The 16744-nt window shown below is 55.0% G+C and carries 16 protein-coding genes; 9 read left to right on the top strand and 7 right to left on the bottom strand.

Going from position 1 to position 16744, the window contains the following annotated elements; genetic code table 11:
- The first annotated feature begins 47 nt into the window (after positions 1-47).
- Both cysB and acnA read left to right on the top strand, forming a co-directional pair.
- Positions 48-1022: an HTH-type transcriptional regulator CysB gene (cysB, locus tag ABIE29_RS07755; protein ID WP_248947249.1), complete on the top strand. Its 975-nt coding sequence runs from the start codon at positions 48-50 to the stop codon at positions 1020-1022.
- 228 nt (positions 1023-1250) lie between these two features.
- The gene (acnA, locus tag ABIE29_RS07750; protein ID WP_429617760.1) at positions 1251-3923 is read left to right on the top strand and encodes an aconitate hydratase AcnA; all 2673 of its coding nucleotides are present in this window, start codon (positions 1251-1253) and stop codon (positions 3921-3923) included.
- A gap of 33 nt (positions 3924-3956) precedes the next feature.
- Here acnA and ribA read toward each other — a convergent pair whose 3' ends face one another.
- On the bottom strand, positions 3957-4550 hold the full coding sequence (ribA, locus tag ABIE29_RS07745; RefSeq protein ID WP_429617758.1) for a GTP cyclohydrolase II: 594 nt from the start codon (positions 4548-4550) through the stop codon (positions 3957-3959).
- A gap of 275 nt (positions 4551-4825) precedes the next feature.
- On the opposite strand from ribA, the gene pgpB reads away from it, so the two are divergent.
- From pgpB to lapB, 3 genes are all read left to right on the top strand, one after another.
- Positions 4826-5590: a phosphatidylglycerophosphatase B gene (gene pgpB, locus ABIE29_RS07740; RefSeq protein WP_429617757.1), complete on the top strand. Its 765-nt coding sequence runs from the start codon at positions 4826-4828 to the stop codon at positions 5588-5590.
- A gap of 378 nt (positions 5591-5968) precedes the next feature.
- The gene (locus ABIE29_RS07735; protein WP_024486501.1) at positions 5969-6271 is read left to right on the top strand and encodes a LapA family protein; all 303 of its coding nucleotides are present in this window, start codon (positions 5969-5971) and stop codon (positions 6269-6271) included.
- 6 nt (positions 6272-6277) lie between these two features.
- Complete coding sequence (lapB, locus tag ABIE29_RS07730; RefSeq protein ID WP_121606975.1) at positions 6278-7450, top strand: lipopolysaccharide assembly protein LapB; 1173 nt, start codon at positions 6278-6280, stop codon at positions 7448-7450.
- Between the two features lie 587 nt (positions 7451-8037).
- Here lapB and ABIE29_RS07725 read toward each other — a convergent pair.
- Positions 8038-8325 carry an Arc family DNA-binding protein gene (locus ABIE29_RS07725; protein ID WP_429617755.1) on the bottom strand — a complete coding sequence of 96 codons (288 nt, stop codon included), beginning with the start codon at positions 8323-8325 and terminating at the stop codon, positions 8038-8040.
- Between the two features lie 176 nt (positions 8326-8501).
- Here ABIE29_RS07725 and ABIE29_RS07720 point away from each other — a divergent pair, with 176 nt between their 5' ends.
- Positions 8502-9440, top strand: a complete 939-nt coding sequence (locus ABIE29_RS07720; protein ID WP_429617753.1) for a LysR family transcriptional regulator — start codon at positions 8502-8504, stop codon at positions 9438-9440.
- 23 nt (positions 9441-9463) lie between these two features.
- Here the strand turns inward: ABIE29_RS07720 and bhsA are convergent, their stop codons facing one another.
- The gene (gene bhsA, locus ABIE29_RS07715) at positions 9464-9724 is read right to left on the bottom strand and encodes a multiple stress resistance protein BhsA (RefSeq protein ID WP_429617752.1); all 261 of its coding nucleotides are present in this window, start codon (positions 9722-9724) and stop codon (positions 9464-9466) included.
- Positions 9725-10051: 327 nt separating this feature from the next.
- Here bhsA and pyrF point away from each other — a divergent pair, with 327 nt between their 5' ends.
- Positions 10052-10780, top strand: a complete 729-nt coding sequence (gene pyrF / locus ABIE29_RS07710; RefSeq protein ID WP_429617750.1) for an orotidine-5'-phosphate decarboxylase — start codon at positions 10052-10054, stop codon at positions 10778-10780.
- 9 nt (positions 10781-10789) lie between these two features.
- Positions 10790-11116 (top strand): stress response translation initiation inhibitor YciH, encoded by a 327-nt coding sequence (gene yciH, locus ABIE29_RS07705; protein WP_429617749.1) that lies wholly within the window; start codon positions 10790-10792, stop codon positions 11114-11116.
- A 147-nt stretch (positions 11117-11263) separates the two neighbouring features.
- On the opposite strand, the gene osmB is transcribed toward yciH, so the two are convergent.
- A complete protein-coding gene (gene osmB, locus ABIE29_RS07700) occupies positions 11264-11482 on the bottom strand; it encodes an osmotically-inducible lipoprotein OsmB (protein ID WP_429618063.1) in 219 nt (72 codons plus the stop codon).
- Between the two features lie 376 nt (positions 11483-11858).
- Here osmB and araD point away from each other — a divergent pair, with 376 nt between their 5' ends.
- Positions 11859-12554 (top strand): L-ribulose-5-phosphate 4-epimerase, encoded by a 696-nt coding sequence (gene araD, locus ABIE29_RS07695; RefSeq protein WP_429617747.1) that lies wholly within the window; start codon positions 11859-11861, stop codon positions 12552-12554.
- Positions 12555-12586: 32 nt separating this feature from the next.
- Here araD and ABIE29_RS07690 read toward each other — a convergent pair whose 3' ends face one another.
- Genes ABIE29_RS07690 through ABIE29_RS07680 form a run of 3 tightly spaced genes read right to left on the bottom strand, consistent with a single transcriptional unit; the run spans position 12587 to position 16721 of the window.
- Positions 12587-13333 carry a DNA-binding transcriptional regulator YciT gene (locus tag ABIE29_RS07690; protein ID WP_429617745.1) on the bottom strand — a complete coding sequence of 249 codons (747 nt, stop codon included), beginning with the start codon at positions 13331-13333 and terminating at the stop codon, positions 12587-12589.
- Positions 13334-13381: 48 nt separating this feature from the next.
- Positions 13382-15814, bottom strand: a complete 2433-nt coding sequence (locus ABIE29_RS07685) for a formate C-acetyltransferase/glycerol dehydratase family glycyl radical enzyme (RefSeq protein ID WP_429617743.1) — start codon at positions 15812-15814, stop codon at positions 13382-13384.
- Between the two features lie 4 nt (positions 15815-15818).
- The gene (locus ABIE29_RS07680) at positions 15819-16721 is read right to left on the bottom strand and encodes a glycyl-radical enzyme activating protein (protein ID WP_429617741.1); all 903 of its coding nucleotides are present in this window, start codon (positions 16719-16721) and stop codon (positions 15819-15821) included.
- Positions 16722-16744: the final 23 nt, after the last annotated feature.

Here is a 16744-nt window from a genome sequence, read left to right as displayed (position 1 = left end):
CTGGCTGCGGCAGGCCGCAGTGTTTTAACCTAGGATGGTATTAAAATATGAAATTGCAACAACTTCGTTACATTGTAGAAGTGGTGAATCATAACCTCAACGTTTCTTCCACGGCTGAAGGTCTCTATACCTCGCAACCGGGTATCAGTAAGCAGGTGAGGATGCTGGAGGATGAGCTAGGCATCCAGATTTTCGCCCGTAGTGGCAAGCACCTTACCCAAGTGACGCCTGCTGGTCAGGAGATTATCCGCATTGCTCGCGAAGTGCTGTCCAAAGTGGAGGCCATCAAGGCCGTCGCTGGGGAGCATACTTACCCGGACAAAGGTTCGCTGTATGTGGCAACCACCCACACCCAGGCACGCTATGCCTTGCCTAATGTGATCAAAGGTTTTATCGAGCGTTACCCGCGCGTGTCGCTGCATATGCACCAAGGCTCGCCAACGCAGATTGCCGAAGCGGTTTCCAAAGGCTCGGCAGACTTTGCCATCGCCACCGAAGCGCTGCACCTGTACGACGATTTAATCATGCTGCCGTGCTACCACTGGAACCGGGCGGTGGTCGTGAAGCCCGATCACCCGTTAGCGGGCAAGAGCCACATCACCATTGAAGAGCTGGCAGAGTATCCTATCGTCACCTATACCTTCGGCTTTACCGGGCGCTCAGAGCTGGATACGGCGTTTAACCGGGCGGGGTTGACGCCGCGCATCGTGTTTACCGCTACCGATGCCGACGTGATCAAGACTTATGTACGCCTGGGTCTGGGGGTCGGCGTGATCGCCAGCATGGCGGTCGATCCGGTGCAGGATCCGGATTTGGTGATGGTGGATGCCCGCGATATCTTTACCTATAGCACCACCAAGATCGGTTTCCGCCGCAGTACCTTCCTGCGCAGCTATATGTACGATTTTATCCAACGCTTTGCACCACATCTGACGCGTGACGTGGTCGATACCGCCGTAGCCTTGCGCACCAATGAAGAAATTGAAGCCATGTTCAAGGACATTTTGCTACCGACCAAATAGGCCGTTAACTTGAACCACGTGAAACAATCTAAACCGCCAATAGGCGGTTTTTCTTTGGCTGACGCCTGCTAACTCATTGACTTGCCAATGGCTTGCCGCTTTTGATTGCTCTTGCCTATCGTTATGTTCAAAACGTGTTGTTATCAAAACGTTACATGGGGTTTGTGTTATCTTTAAATAACACCTCAGAAATCACCCTGGTTTGACATAATAAAAAATGGAGGAGCTATGTCGTCCGATCTTCGTAAAACGAGTATGGATAGGCTGGTAGCACTGGGTAGTGAGTATCACTATTACAGTTTGCCGCTGGCGGCCAGACAGTTAGGGGATATTGACCGGCTGCCGAAATCGATGAAAGTGTTACTGGAAAACCTGTTGCGCCATGTGGATGGTGATACGGTACGGGTTGACGATCTGAAAGCGATCGTAGGCTGGTTGCAGACCGGCCATGCCGATCGAGAAATCGCTTATCGCCCGGCGCGGGTGCTGATGCAGGACTTCACCGGCGTGCCTGCCGTGGTGGATTTGGCGGCAATGCGCGAGGCGGTGCTGCGCCTGGGTGGGAAAGTCGACCAGGTGAATCCGCTGTCACCGGTCGATCTGGTCATTGACCACTCGGTTACCGTCGATGAGTTTGGCGACGAGGACGCCTTTGGTGAAAACGTGCGTATCGAAATGGAGCGTAACCATGAACGCTACACTTTCCTGCGCTGGGGGCAAAAGGCCTTCAACCGTTTCCGCGTGGTGCCGCCCGGCACGGGCATCTGCCATCAGGTGAACCTGGAGTATCTGGGGCAAACCGTTTGGCATACCGAAGAGAATGGCCAACGTATTGCTTACCCCGATACCCTGGTGGGTACCGACTCCCACACCACCATGATCAACGGTCTTGGTATCCTGGGCTGGGGCGTTGGTGGTATTGAGGCCGAAGCCGCCATGCTGGGCCAGCCGGTTTCCATGCTGATCCCGGATGTGGTGGGCTTTAAACTCAGCGGTAGGTTGTCAGAGGGCATCACCGCCACCGATCTGGTGCTGACCGTTACCCAAATGCTGCGTAAGCACGGCGTCGTCGGCAAGTTTGTTGAGTTTTATGGTGATGGGTTGGCCGATTTGCCGCTGGCGGATCGTGCAACCATTGCCAACATGTCGCCAGAGTTCGGGGCAACCTGTGGGTTCTTCCCGGTAGATGACGTGACGCTGGGCTATCTCAAGTTAAGTGGACGTAGCGCAGAGCAGATTGCGCTGGTGGAAGCTTATGCCAAGGCTCAGGGGATGTGGCGTCATCCAGGCGATGAACCGGTGTTTACCAGTACGCTGTCGCTGGATATGTCGACGGTTGAGGCTAGTCTGGCAGGGCCAAAACGTCCTCAAGACCGCGTCGCGCTGCCGCAGGTGCCAACGGCATTCACCGCCGCGACCGAGCTGGAAATTGGCGGTCAGAAAGATAAGCAGGAAGTGAAAAGTTTCACGCTGGGTGGCAAGAGCCACGAACTGTGTACCGGCGCGGTGGTGATCGCAGCCATTACCTCCTGTACCAACACCTCCAATCCGAGCGTGATGATGGCCGCTGGCCTGTTGGCCAAAAAGGCCGTTGAAAAGGGCTTGAAGACCAAGCCTTGGGTGAAAACCTCACTGGCGCCCGGTTCCAAAGTGGTGACCGAATACTTCGACCGCGCCAAACTGACGCCGTACCTGGAGCAATTGGGCTTTAACCTGGTTGGCTACGGTTGTACGACCTGTATTGGTAACTCTGGCCCGTTGCCCGAGCCGATTGAGCAGGCAATCAAGGCAGGGGATCTTACCGTAGGGGCGGTACTATCCGGTAACCGTAACTTTGAAGGGCGCATCCATCCGCTGGTAAAAACCAACTGGCTGGCTTCGCCGCCACTGGTGGTTGCCTATGCGCTGGCAGGTAACATGAAGGTTGACCTGACCAAAGATGCGTTGGGCGTAGGTCGCGACGGGAAACCGGTCTATCTGAAGGATATCTGGCCTACCAGCCAGGAGATTGCTCAAGCCGTGGCCGAGGTAAGCACCGAAATGTTCCATAAGGAATATGGTGCAGTGTTTGATGGCGATGCCAGTTGGCAAGCGATCCAGGTGACCGGTTCCGCGACCTACGAATGGCAAGCCGATTCTACCTATATTCGCCATCCGCCATTTTTCAGTACCATGCAGGCGCAACCGGAGCCGGTGCAGGATATTCACGGCGCACGTATTCTGGCAATCCTGGCAGACTCGGTGACCACTGACCATATCTCGCCTGCGGGTAACATCAAGCGTGACAGCCCGGCGGGTCGCTACCTGAGCGAGCGTGGCGTGGAGGTGAAAGAGTTCAACTCCTACGGCTCGCGCCGTGGTAACCACGAAGTGATGATGCGGGGCACTTTTGCCAACATCCGTATCCGTAACGAAATGGTTCCGGGCGTGGAGGGCGGTTATACCCGCCATCTGCCTTCGCAGAACCAGATGGCGATCTATGATGCCGCCATGCAGTATCAGCAGGAGCAGGTGCCACTGGCGGTGATCGCCGGTAAAGAGTATGGCTCCGGCTCCAGCCGCGACTGGGCAGCCAAAGGCCCTCGTTTATTGGGGGTACGAGTGGTGATCGCGGGATCCTTTGAGCGTATCCACCGTTCCAACCTGATCGGTATGGGCATCTTGCCGCTGGAATTCCCGCAGGGAATAACGCGCAAAACGCTGGGTTTGACGGGGGAGGAACTGATCGACGTGAGTGGTTTGCAGGCGTTGAAACCCGGCCAGACGGTGCCGGTTAATATCACCTATGCCGATGGCCGGCAGGTGGTGGTGAATACCCGTTGCCGCATTGATACCGGCAATGAGCTGACTTATTACCAGAACGACGGCATCCTGCACTACGTTATCCGTAAAATGCTGTAGAGAGAACAAGGGCGCCTTCTGGCGCCCTTGTTATTATTTTTTGTCCAGCAAGTGGCCCATTTTAGCGGCCTTGGTGGCCAGATAACGTTCGTTCTTCGGGTTACGGCCAACGATCAACGGCACGCGTTCAGAGATATTAATGCCTGCCTCGCTCAGGATAGTGACCTTCTTTGGGTTATTGGTCAGCAAGCGCACCGCATCAACCCCCAGCAGCTTGAACATATCGGCGCACAGGGTGAAGTCACGCTCATCGGCGGCAAAGCCTAGCTGATGGTTGGCCTCCACCGTGTCCGCCCCTTTATCCTGCAAGGCATAGGCGCGTATCTTGTTCAACAGACCGATATTACGGCCTTCCTGGCGGTGATACAGCAGAATGCCACGGCCTTCCTCGGCTATCTGTTCCAACGCGGCTTCCAGTTGAAAACCGCAGTCACAGCGCAGGCTGAACAGTGCATCACCGGTCAGACATTCGGAATGAACCCGTGAGAGGACCGGTGTTTCGCCGGTAATATCGCCGAAAACCAGTGCCAGATGATCCTGCCCGGTGGCCAGTTCTTCGAACCCCACCATCAGAAAATCACCCCATGGTGTTGGCAGTTTGGCTTCCGCCACACGTTTAAGCTGCATGTCACTCTCCAAAAACACTACCTGTCAAATCGCTGCGTGCATCCTACGACTGGAACAGGGGACTGACCAGCATTAAAACAGACGGCGACGATCGCTCTTTCATACATTAGCGGCTATTTTGCCATAACTTCTGGCCGAGCGGTGCTCAGCAAAGCAGCATCCGGCGTTTTAGCGCCCCTATTGCTACAATAGGTGAGTTATCTGCCTAATTTTTCTTGTTTTGCTGAGATTGCAAGATTGTTACACTGCGGGACCCACAGTGGAAGGATTACCGGATGTTAAAGATAGTAAAACGCACGGCGGTCGGAGCGATTGTGCTGATGTTACTGCCGCTGACGGTCTGGCTTGTTGGCTGGCACTGGCAACCCGGCGGCAATGACGACCTGTTAAAAGCGCTGTTCTGGGTTACGGAAACTGTCACTGCGCCCTGGGGTATTCTCACCAGCCTGATCCTGTCGGCCTGGTTTCTGTGGTGTCTGCGCTTTAGGCTGAAACCGGCTGTGGGGCTGTTCATCCTGCTGTCTGCGGCAATAGGGATTGGTCAGGCGGTCAAATCTTCCATTAAAGAGCAAGTGCAGGCACCTCGGCCGTTTGTCATGTGGCTGGAGTCGAGCCATCAGATTGATGAAAAATACTTCTACTCGTTGGACAGGAAGCAGCGTAGCGCCCTGGTCAAAGAGCAGTTGCTAGACCAGGTTTTGGTGCCGGAATGGTTGAGCAAACACTGGCAGTTTGAAACCGGCTTCTCGTTCCCTTCAGGCCACACGATGTTTGCTGCTACGTGGGCATTGTTGGGGGTCGGGCTATTGTGGCCACGGCGGCACTATAAAACCGTAGCGGTGCTGATGGTTTGGGCGTTTGGCGTGATGGTGAGCCGTTTGATGCTCGGCATGCATTGGCCGCGGGATCTGGCGATGGCGATTGTCATTAGCTGGCTGCTGGTTACCCTGGCCAGTTGGTTGACTCAGCGTTGGTTTGGGCCACTCACCATTCCACCGCAGGAGCAACAGGAAATCGGCGAGCGGGAACGCGAGAAGTGACTTCCCCCCCGGGTAAGTTGATTAAAGCTTGACATTACGTTGTCACATTTTGGCGGCTCCAACCCGGGGCCGCATCAACGCTGATTTTTACCCTGCATTGCAATCTGTACTTTCGTCCCCATATCTTATCAATCCCGTGATTTTGAGAAGCTTTCTCATTAATTTGCTCAGACGCTGCATTTCTTGCTGAATATCCCAACAGATCTGTGGTTTTATCGTTTGCCAGGGTTTCCCTGCTGCGACGGGAAATGCTAACTTAAGTAACAGGGACGCCACTTAAAAGGCAATTACCCGTGGGCTGCAATCATCGTGTTGGGTTGCGGTTTGTGGCCTTAAGGGTAGAGTTCATCCGATTCACTCGGCATTGCGGGAAAGAATGTGAAATATTTACTGATTTTTTTATTGGTTCTGGTGATTTTCGTGGCTTCAGTCACGCTGGGCGCGCATAACGACCAGGTGGTGACGTTTAACTATTTGGTTGCTCAAGGCGAATATCCGGTGTCTACCCTGTTGGCCACCCTGTTTGGTGCTGGCTTTGTGCTGGGTTGGATTATCTGTGGGTTGTTTTATCTGCGCACTCGCATCGCTCTTGGGCGCGCAGAGCGGAAAATCAAAAGGCTGGAACTGCAGCTCGAAGCACCTGTCGAGCCGGCACCGTTGCCCGCAGTCAGCAAGGAATAATCTGTTATGTTAGAGCTGCTGTTTCTGTTGCTGCCTGTAGCTGCCGCGTACGGTTGGTACATGGGGCGCAGAAGTGCTCAGCAGGATAAACAACAGGAAGCCAACCGCCTGTCGCGTGAATACGTGGCTGGGGTTAACTTCCTGCTTTCCAACCAGCAGGATAAAGCGGTCGATCTGTTTCTCGACATGTTGAAAGAGGACAGCAATACCGTTGAAGCTCACCTGACGTTGGGCAATCTGTTCCGTTCTCGTGGTGAGGTCGATCGCGCCATCCGCATCCATCAGGCTTTGATGGAAAGTGCTTCTCTGACCTTCGAACAGCGTCTGCTGGCGATACAGCAACTGGGGCGTGACTATATGGCCGCCGGGTTATATGACCGTGCCGAAGACATGTTCAGCCAGTTAATCAATGAAGAAGACTTCCGCGTTTCAGCGCTGCAGCAGTTACTGGTGATCCACCAGGCGACCAGCGACTGGCAGAAAGCCATCGAAGTGGCAGAAAAGCTGGTCAAGCTGGGTAAGGAAAAGCAGCGCGTCGAGATCGCGCATTTTTATTGTGAGCTGGCGCTGCAGGCGATGGGCAGCGACGATCTGGATAAGGCGATGGGCCTGCTCAAGCGTGCGGCCTCGGCGGATAAACAGTGCGCTCGCGTGTCGATCATGGTTGGGCGTATCTTCATGGCGCAAGAGGAGTATGCCAAGGCGGTAGAAACCTTGACGCGCGTACTGGATCAAGACAAAGAGCTGGTCAGCGAAGCGTTACCGATGCTGCAGGAATGCTACCAGCATTTGCCTCAACAACAACAAGACTGGGCGGACTTCCTCAAACGTTGTGTGGCGGAGAATACCGGTGCTACGGCGGAACTGATGCTGGCGGAAGTGATCGAACAGCGGGAAGGGAGCGATGTGGTGCAGGTGTATATCAATCGCCAGTTGCAGCGCCATCCGACCATGCGCGTGTTTTATCGCCTGATGGATTACCATCTGGCAGATGCAGAAGACGGGCGTGCCAAAGAAAGCCTGCTGTTGCTACGGGACATGGTGGGTGAGCAGATCCGCACCAAGCCACGTTACCGTTGCCACAAATGCGGCTTTACCGCCCATTCACTTTACTGGCATTGTCCTTCGTGCCGGGCCTGGTCTTCGGTTAAACCGATACGCGGGCTGGACGGGCAATAATCTTTCCCTCACCCCAACCCTCTCCCACAGGGAGAGGGGGCGGTTAACCCCTGCTTTTTTGGAAGTAAAGAGATCATCTCGGCAAACTTGACCGTCACCTCATCCAAGGTGCGTCACCGAATTTTCAGACCTACTCATCGGTCTCCCACAGGGAGAGGGAGCTGCTAGCCCCTGCTTTTTTGGAAGTAAAGAGATCATCTCGGCAAACTCGACCATCACCTCATCCAAGGTGCGTCACCGAATTTTCAGACCTACTCGATCGGTCTCCCACAGGGAGAGGGAGCTGCTAGCCCCTGCTTTTTTGGAAGTATGGAGATCATCTCGGCAAACTCGACCATCACCTTATCCAAGATGCGTCACCGAATTTTCAGACCTACTCGATCGGTCTCCCACAGGGAGAGGGGGCGGTTAACCCCTGCTTTTTTGGAAGTAAAGAGATCATCTCGGCAAACTCGACCGTCACCTCATCCAAGGTGCGTCACTGAATTTTCAGACCTACTCGATCGGTTCCCTCTCCCTGTGGGAGAGGGTTAGGGTGAGGGGCATAGCACATCGATAATGCTCATCGACCACAAATTCATTTAGCCTTATTTCTTCTTGCTGCCTTTCGCGCCGCCTTTCAACAGTTGACGCAGCTTCTTCAGCTCTTTCTGGCTAAGAGGTTGTTCAATCTCCTCTTCGGTGCCTTGATTATCGATATCGTCATGATGCAGCGGGGCCGCTTTCTTGTTGGCTTTGGCCGGGATTTCGAAGCTGTTTTCCAGCCGTTGGCAAACCTCGGCACTCAATGAAAGCTGGTTCTCCAAGGCAGTCGCCTTGATTTGCTCTTTCAGTGCCAGAGGGATTTTGATGGTCAGTGTCGATATCTCGCTCATTTTGCTGCCTTTTACGCGGGAGGTTACCATCAAGCTAAGTCAGCCGTGCAGATCTGTCTAGTATGTAATGAAAATTTAATAAATATGTAACATAAATAAACTAAGCAAACGCGCCACGCTTTCATAATCTGCAACAGCTGTCTTTCCTCATTTTTCCGGTCGAGATACTATGAGCCATGACTGAACCCGACCTTAATTTACTTATTGCCCTTGATGCGCTGCTCGCTGAGGCCAGCGTGGCTGGTGCTGCGCGTCGTCTTGGCCTCAGCGCTTCGGCCATGAGCCGCACGCTCACCCGGCTACGCACCGTTACCGAAGACCCCTTGCTGGTGCGCGCCGGGCGGCACATGGTGTTGACGCCCTATGCCGAAGAGCTGAGGGAGCGTACGCAAAATGCCGTATTTGCGGCGCGCTCTGTGCTGCGCCCTTCGGCCACAGAATTGAACCTCGCCACGCTGGAGCGAACCTTTATCATTCGAGCCAATGAGGGGTTTGTGGAGGCATTTGGAGCTTCACTGATTGCGGCAGCGGCGAAGGCAGCGCCTTTGGTACGCCTGCGTTTTTCGCCCAAGCCCGAGAAAACCTCAAAGCATCTGCGTGAAGGTCTGGTTGATCTTGAGATTGGTGTCTTGGGAACTATGGGGCCGGAAATACGCCTACAGGCGCTGTTCAGGGATCGCTTCGTTGGCGTGGTACGAGTGGGGCATCCGTTGACGCAGGAGCCGGCGGTGACGGCCAGCCAATATGCCGCTTTGAGCCATGTTGTTGCCTCCCGGCGGGAGCGTTCAAATGGGCCGGTAGACGAGGCACTGGCTGAATTGGGTTTGCAACGCAACATTGCCGCCGTGGTGCCGAGTTTCCCGGCAGCCTTAGCCGTGGCTCAGGCTTCCGATCTGGTGGCGTTGGTGCCGGCCTCATTCCTTATCAACCAACCGGTGGAAAATAAAGAGGGGGCCGTAGCGACACTCTGGGCTTTTGAACTACCGGTAACCACCAGGCCGATTACGATATCGCAGCTGTGGCACCCACGTGCCGAGGCGGATCCGGCTCATCGTTGGCTGCGACAATTGGTACTGTATGTCTGTCGCCAGTTGGTGCCAGAGTGCGGGTCGTAGGGACGCTGCTGCGCCCGTTTGACTTATTTATAGATGATCGCGTTGCCGTGCAGCATGTTGTTACCACCGGCGGCGACAATGCGGTAGCTGCTAGCGCCTTGGGCTTCGGCCTTGGCTGCCAGCTTGGCTTCCAGGCTGCTCAGCGTGGTAACGCCGCCGGCAGAAACTACGCCAACCTCGGTCAGGCTTTGTGCCTGCTGTTGGCTGACTGGCTCCGCGGCAACGCTGGCAAATGAGGTCAGGGTCAGAATGGTAGCGGCTGCAAAATATTTGATGGTTTTCATGATTTTCTCCAGGCTTGCGTTAAGGATGAAAGTGTTTCCGCTTTCTATTGGTTGAATAATAAAGCATTTATAACCGTATGAAACCGGATAGGTTTGAGTGTATCAATCAAATAATTTGATTGATAATTTACGCTTCTTTACCGCGTTTTACTTGCCCTAGGTTAAGGGCGCAGGATGTTATTGACAGTCAATGACCAACGCTGCGTTAACATTACGTAACGGCAGCGGGTTGCGTGACTGGGATTTCCGCTGTCTGGCATGTAGAATGCGGCGGTCAGTTTTGCTGGCGGCTCACTCATCATGTCCATTTCACACAAGGTAGAAGCTATGAAGTCTGAAAATAACTCAAATAACAATGGCTTAAAATCATCGCCCATCATCGTGGCATTGGACTACGCCGACCGTTCCGCCGCATTGGCCTTTGCCGACCACATCGATCCGCAAGATTGCCGACTAAAAGTGGGTAAAGAGATGTTCACCCTGTTCGGGCCTGGGATCGTGCGCGATTTGCATCAGCGGGGATTTGAGGTGTTCCTCGATTTGAAATTCCACGATATTCCAAACACCACGGCGCATGCCGTAGCCGCTGCGGCAGAGTTGGGTGTATGGATGGTGAACGTACATGCCAGCGGGGGGGCTCGCATGATGAATGCCGCCAAAGAGGCGTTGCTGCCTTATGGCGCAGATGCACCGCTATTGATTGCCGTCACCGTTCTCACCAGCATGGAGGCGGAAGATCTGCGTGCTATCGGGATCGAACTCAGCCCGGCAGAGCAGGCGGAAAGACTGGCTCGCCTGACACGCGACTGTGGCCTGGACGGCGTGGTTTGTTCTGCACAGGAAGCTTCACGTCTGAAAGCCGCCTGTGGCAACCAGTTCCAACTGGTTACCCCAGGTATTCGCCCTGAAGGCAGTGCCGCAGGCGATCAGCGCCGCGTGATGACACCGGTACAGGCTCTGGCCGCCGGAGTTGATTATATGGTGATCGGCCGTCCGATTACGCAATCCGCCGATCCAGCGGCAGCGCTCAGCGCTATTCGAGCCTCACTGGCTTAAGGAACCAGCATGAATGATGATAATAGCCGCCTGGTGTACTCCACCGATAGCGGGCGTATCAAGCAGGAAGAAACCAAGCCAGAGCGCGCCAAAGGCGATGGTATCGTGCGTATTCAACGCCAGACCAGTGGCAGAAAAGGCAAAGGGGTTTGCCTGATCACCGGTGTCGATCTGGAAGATACGGCACTGGATAAACTGGCTGCTGAACTGAAAAAGAAATGCGGCTGTGGCGGTTCGGTAAAGGAGGGCGTGATCGAGATCCAGGGCGACAAACGCGATCTGCTCAAGCAACTGCTGGAAGCCAAGGGAATGAAGGTAAAACTGGCTGGCGGTTGAGAATACGGATAAACGCTGCCGTAGTGGGATTACTGCGGCAGCGCTCGTCAAAAACAACGTGTTAATAGACCTGAAAGTATTTTCGATTAGACGTCAAAGCACAAAGCTTTTGCTAGCCTATTGGCAGAGGTATCCGCAAACCGTGGTTTATTTGCTCACCTGGTGACCGATGATGCCACCAACAGCGGCTCCCCCGATGGTCCCCAAGGCGCTGCCGTTAGTCAGTACCGCACCGCCTACCGCACCTGCACCGGCACCAATTGCCGTGTTGCGGTCACGCTTAGACATATTCGAACAGGCACTCAGCGACAGGGCCAGGGTAATCACCACGGCGGCGGTGGTAAAACGTTGATTAATGATCATAATGAGTTCTCCTTAGCATCGGCTATATGGAACTACTTTGCTGGCATGGTACAGCTCAAGTATAGGCAGTAACCAGCAAACTGGCCTGGCGCCGCCTTCCAGACAACCTTGAAATAAAAAATGGTATTTATTGCACAAAATAGGGCAATAAAAAAAATCAGGGCGATCTTGCGCCTTAATTCAGTATAAATGTCTGGTGTGGGATAAATAGGGAAATAGTCTTAATTTATTCCGGGTCGGCAGGCGATTATTCCGAATCAGTTGCCGCACCTCTTTGTGTATCCAGCAGAACTCTACGTGGTCTTTAGCGATCTATCCCATACCGCCTTATGGCATGCCTGCTGACAATAGTCGCAGACCAAGCCACAAGGACAAGATCATGCTCAACGAACTCAAACAACAGGTGCTGGAAGCCAACCTTCAACTGCCGCGCCATCATTTGGTGACCTTTACCTGGGGCAATGTCAGCGCCGTAGACCGCCAGCAGGGGCTGATGGTGATCAAACCTTCCGGCGTCGAGTATGATGCCATGAGCCGTGACGATATGGTGGTGGTGGAACTGGAGAGCGGCAAGGTGGTGGAGGGGAATAAAAAACCCTCATCCGATACGGATACCCACCGGGTGCTGTACCTCAACTTTGCTGCCGCGGGCGGGATTGTTCACACCCACTCGCGCCATGCCACCATTTGGGCACAGGCCGGGTTAGCCATCCCCGCCTGGGGAACGACACATGCCGACTACTTCTATGGCGATATTCCCTGTACCCGGCTAATGCGGGACGAAGAGATCAACGGCCGTTATGAATGGGAAACCGGGCAGGTGATCGTCGAAACCTTCAGAGAGCGCGGGTTGGATGCTGCGCAGATACCGGCGGTGCTGGTGCATTCCCACGGTCCATTTGCCTGGGGCAAAGACGCTGACAGCGCGGTGCATAATGCCGTCGTGTTGGAAGAGTTGGCCTATATGGGGATCTTCTCGCGCCAGCTAGCGCCAGGGTTGGGCAATATGCAGCAGACCCTGCTGGACAAGCACTATCTGCGCAAGCACGGTGCGCACGCCTATTACGGGCAGTAACCTCACCGCGGGGCCGGACGGCCCCGCAGCCGCTAATCGTTAACCAGATCCAACTTGATACCTTGGCGCTTGAGCAATTGCTGGTAGTCGTTGGCGATACGTGAATCGGTGATCACCCGCCCAATCTGGCCCATTGGCTCCAATGGATTGGGTTGGATCTGGCCGAATTTTGACGAGTCGGTCAGCACAATGTTCTCCACGCCTTTGGCTAACACCGCATTGACCACGTCGGCACGCATCATGTCGCGGCCGGTGAAGCCGGTTTCCGCGTGATAGCCATCCACCCCGATAAACGCCTTGCTGAAGTGCACCTGCTGGATACACATGCGGGTTAACGGACCGACCAAGGTTTCACTCTTCTTCTGATACATACCGCCGAGCACGATCACTTCGCAGTCGGTCTCTTTCAGCAGATGGGCGATGTAATGGCTGACGGTGATCAGCGTGACGCGCTTGCGCTCGGCCAGATAGCGGGCCAGCAGGGCGTTGGCACTGCCGCTCTCGATAAAGATGGTTTCGCCATCGTTGACCAGCGATGCAGCATATTGTGCCAGCTTCTGTTTAAGCGTGAAGTTGGACATCATGCGGGCATCGACGTCGTCGCTTTCCAGCGCAACGGCGGAGCCGTGAACGCGTTTAAGATAGCTGCGTTTTTCTAACAGATTGAGATCCTGGCGGATCGTCACCTCAGAAACACCAGAGGCGCGCGCCAGTTCCCCGACGCTGATGCGCCTGCGGTCATTCACCAACTGCAAAATGGTCTGTTGTCTTGAATTCATAGCGGCCTGATAGGCGGCCACCAAAGGGTGACCGCAACGATTCACTGATTAAAGAGTATGTTCGGTACGCGCGATAATGTCATCCTGCGCATCTGGGGATAATGCGGTAAAGAAGGCAGAATATCCAGCCACGCGTACCACTAAATCGCGATATTGGTCAGGATGTTGCTTCGCCGCCAACAGCGTTTCCCGTGACACAATATTATACTGCACGTGCCAGCCATGGTAAGCCTCGAAGAATGTGCGCAGCATCAGCATCAGTTTTTCGCGGTCTCGCGGGTTCTCCAGCGTTGACGGGTTCAGCTTCTGGTTAAGCAACACGCCGCCCAGAATCGACTCGGTGGGCAGTTTGCTCAGCGAGTTGAACACTGCCGTTGGGCCAAGATGGTCGGTGCCGGAAGCCGGGCTGGCCCCTTCCGCCAATGGCGTATGCGCTTTACGGCCGTCTGGCGTGGCCATGGTGGCAGCACCAAACGGGACGTTGGCCGAAATGGAGGAGGTGCCCGCATAGTAGGTGCCGCCGATTGGCCCGCGACCAAAGCGGGTGTTGTGATACTGTTTCAGCTCGTCGATATAGGTTTGGTAGGCGCGTACCAGCAGCTGATCGACATCATCCACATCGTTGCCGTATTTTGGCGCAGCGTTGATCAAGCGTTGACGCAGTTGCTCGCCGTCCAGGCCAGCAAAGTCGTTTGCCAGGGACTGAGCCAGCTGCTGCTGACCAATGATCCCCTGATCGAACACCAGCTTGCGTACCGCTTCCAGGCTGTTACCCAGGTTGGCGATCCCAACTTGTAGGCCGGACACCCAGTCATATTTCGCACCGCCTTGTTTGACACTCTTGCCGCGCTCGATGCAATCATCCACCAGGGCCGAGCACACAATGTCGTGAGCATTCTCTTCCAGTACGGTATCGACTACGCACTCAATCTCAATTGATTTGCGGGTGTAATAGCGGATCTGCGTATCCCAGGCATCCAGCACCTGGTCAAACTGGCTAAAGTTGCCCTGAGACAGCCCCAGTTCCTGCGGTAGGAAAATCTTGCCGGAGGTGGCGTCGCGCCCTTGCTCCAGTGCTGCCAACATCACGCGGGCAAAGTTGATAAAGCTCATCCCGGTACAACGGTAGCCCCACTTGCCGCCAACGGCGGTTTCGATACAGCCGATAGCGGCATAATCGTAGGCATCCTGCGGTTCGACGCCCAGCTTGATAAACTCGGGGATCACGATCTCATCGTTGTTAAACGCCGGCATGCCGAAGCCGCAGCGGATCACCTGCACGCAGGCGTCGAGGAAGTCATTACTGATCCCGGCGTGATAGCGCACGCTGAGGTTGGGCTGTGTTGAGCGCAGACGGCCACAGGATTCCAGAATGGTGTAAGAGAGTGGGTTGACCGCGTCACAAGGCTGGCCATTGACCAACTTCTGGCCGCCGATGGTGACGTTCTGGTACAGCGGACTGCCAGCAGAGGCTTTGGAGTGCGAGCCGGAACGGATCTTGTTCACTTCCAGCAATTTCAGCCAGCAGCTGTGCAGCATCTCGATGGCTTTTTCACGCGGCAGGTTTTGCTGCAACTCCACGTCACGGCGATACCAAGGATACAGATATTGGTCGAGGCGGCCAAAGGACACCGAGTGACCGTTAGATTCGATCTGCAGGAATAGCTGGATGAAGTAGCACAGTTGCAGTGCCTGCCAGAAGGTCTGTGGCGGTTGATGGGCGATCAGTTCGCAGTTGGCTGCCATGGTCAACAGCTCTTCACGCCGCCAGATGCGTTGCTCTTCCTGGGCCATCTCACGGGCCAACAGGGCAAAGCGCAGGATATGCTCGCTGAGAGCGTCTAGCGAGATGTCGATAGCCTTGAGGAACTGTTCCTTATGCAGATCGTCCCAGTCGGTCAGGTGCAGGCGATCACGGCGCTCAGACACTTTTTCACGCAGGCCATCCAGACCTTTTTCCAGCAACAGCGGGAAGTTGACCGCCAGGTGCGCATCGCCAGACGTCATGTTGCCTTCGGCCTTGATGATACCGCTAGCCAGCAGGGCTTTTTGCTCATCGGTGAACATGCCGTAGCAGCGATCCTGCACGGTCTGACCACGCCACCATGGGCACAAGGTGTGTAGCACCGCTTTATCCCGCTCGCTGACGGAGAAACCGGCACCGGGACGATCGGCCAGCTCGTCAATTTCGCTTTCGATCCAGCTGACGGTATATTCCGGAAAGATTGGTGCGGCACGTAGCTGGCTAGCCTGGTTACCGATGATCAACTCATCATTCTTGATCCAGATACTCCGTTTGGCCAGATGGTTGGCCAACGCCATGGCTCGCCTTACCGGCAGCGGCTTATCCTGATGCTGCTGGTAAGTTTCGGTGTAGTGCTGTGCGCGTTCGGTACAAACCGGCGGCTTGACGATATGGATAAGCGCGTTCTTGTGCGCCAGAGTGCGTTCGGTCAGGGTAGTCAGATCCAGCGTTGTCATGGTGTTATCCTCGCAAAATGGCGGTCAGACCTTTGGCGCTGGCGTAATCTTCGGCATAGGCCAGCAGTTCGGGGTCGTCTAATGGGGTACGGGAAGCGTAATAAGGCGCACCGAGCAGATGGTATTTATTCATCCCCAGCGTGTGGTACGGTAAAAAATGGATCTCTTTGACACCGATCTCATCGGCAGCAAAGTCGGTAATGGCGCGGATCGAGTCGCGATCGGCGTTAAACTCGGGAATTAACGGCACCCGCACGGTGATTTGGGTGCCAGCGGCGGCCAGGCGGCGGAAGTTATCCATCACCCTTTTGGCGGAGCCTTCGGTCCATTGCTTGAAGCGAACTTCGTCAACGTGCTTCAGATCTGCCAGCATCAGATCCAGCCAGGGCAGAGACGGTTCAATATAGGACCAGGGCGTGTGCAGGCAAGATTCTACGGCGGTATGGATGCCTGCCTCGCGCCCACGTTTGAGCAACGCTACGGCGGCCTCTGGCTGCATGAACGGCTCGCCGCCGGACAGCGTCAGACCACCGCCGGTACGCAGATAGTAAGGCTTATCGCGCAACACTTCGGCCATGACCGCATCAATGTTGAGTGCCGTGCCACAGACGCTCAGCGCGCCGGTTGGGCAACAACCGTTTAATGCGTCATAATCGGCGTCGGTCAGTAACGAACGTTGCAGGCTCAGGGTGTTGTCGTCAACGCGGGTGATAGCGTGCGGGCAACTCTCACTGCACAATGTACAGGCCGCCAGACACAGGCGCTCATCAAACAGCAGCTCCTGCTGGCGCGAACGGCTTTCCGGGTTCTGGCACCAGCGGCAGCCAAGTGAGCAGCCCTTTAGGAACACCACGCTGCGGATGCCTGGGCCGTCATGAGTTGAGTAGCGCTGTAGATTGAAAAGCATTCGTCACCTGTGAAGTTTAAAAT

This window comes from Serratia sp. 2723 (genome assembly GCF_050434425.1).
GTDB lineage: Bacteria > Pseudomonadota > Gammaproteobacteria > Enterobacterales > Enterobacteriaceae > Chania.
This window is presented reverse-complemented; position numbering and strand designations above follow the sequence as displayed.

What these genes read in the sequence shown, in the direction of transcription:
- cysB (WP_248947249.1), top strand. Translation starts at nt 48, where the DNA reads ATGAAATTGCAACAACTTCGTTACATTGTAGAAGTGGTGAATCATAAC.
- acnA (WP_429617760.1), top strand. Translation starts at nt 1,251, where the DNA reads ATGTCGTCCGATCTTCGTAAAACGAGTATGGATAGGCTGGTAGCACTG.
- ribA (WP_429617758.1), bottom strand. Translation starts at nt 4,550, where the DNA reads ATGCAGCTTAAACGTGTGGCGGAAGCCAAACTGCCAACACCATGGGGT.
- pgpB (WP_429617757.1), top strand. Translation starts at nt 4,826, where the DNA reads ATGTTAAAGATAGTAAAACGCACGGCGGTCGGAGCGATTGTGCTGATG.
- lapB (WP_121606975.1), top strand. Translation starts at nt 6,278, where the DNA reads ATGTTAGAGCTGCTGTTTCTGTTGCTGCCTGTAGCTGCCGCGTACGGT.
- ABIE29_RS07725 (WP_429617755.1), bottom strand. Translation starts at nt 8,325, where the DNA reads ATGAGCGAGATATCGACACTGACCATCAAAATCCCTCTGGCACTGAAA.
- ABIE29_RS07720 (WP_429617753.1), top strand. Translation starts at nt 8,502, where the DNA reads ATGACTGAACCCGACCTTAATTTACTTATTGCCCTTGATGCGCTGCTC.
- bhsA (WP_429617752.1), bottom strand. Translation starts at nt 9,724, where the DNA reads ATGAAAACCATCAAATATTTTGCAGCCGCTACCATTCTGACCCTGACC.
- pyrF (WP_429617750.1), top strand. Translation starts at nt 10,052, where the DNA reads ATGAAGTCTGAAAATAACTCAAATAACAATGGCTTAAAATCATCGCCC.
- yciH (WP_429617749.1), top strand. Translation starts at nt 10,790, where the DNA reads ATGAATGATGATAATAGCCGCCTGGTGTACTCCACCGATAGCGGGCGT.
- araD (WP_429617747.1), top strand. Translation starts at nt 11,859, where the DNA reads ATGCTCAACGAACTCAAACAACAGGTGCTGGAAGCCAACCTTCAACTG.
- ABIE29_RS07690 (WP_429617745.1), bottom strand. Translation starts at nt 13,333, where the DNA reads ATGAATTCAAGACAACAGACCATTTTGCAGTTGGTGAATGACCGCAGG.
- ABIE29_RS07685 (WP_429617743.1), bottom strand. Translation starts at nt 15,814, where the DNA reads ATGACAACGCTGGATCTGACTACCCTGACCGAACGCACTCTGGCGCAC.
- ABIE29_RS07680 (WP_429617741.1), bottom strand. Translation starts at nt 16,721, where the DNA reads ATGCTTTTCAATCTACAGCGCTACTCAACTCATGACGGCCCAGGCATC.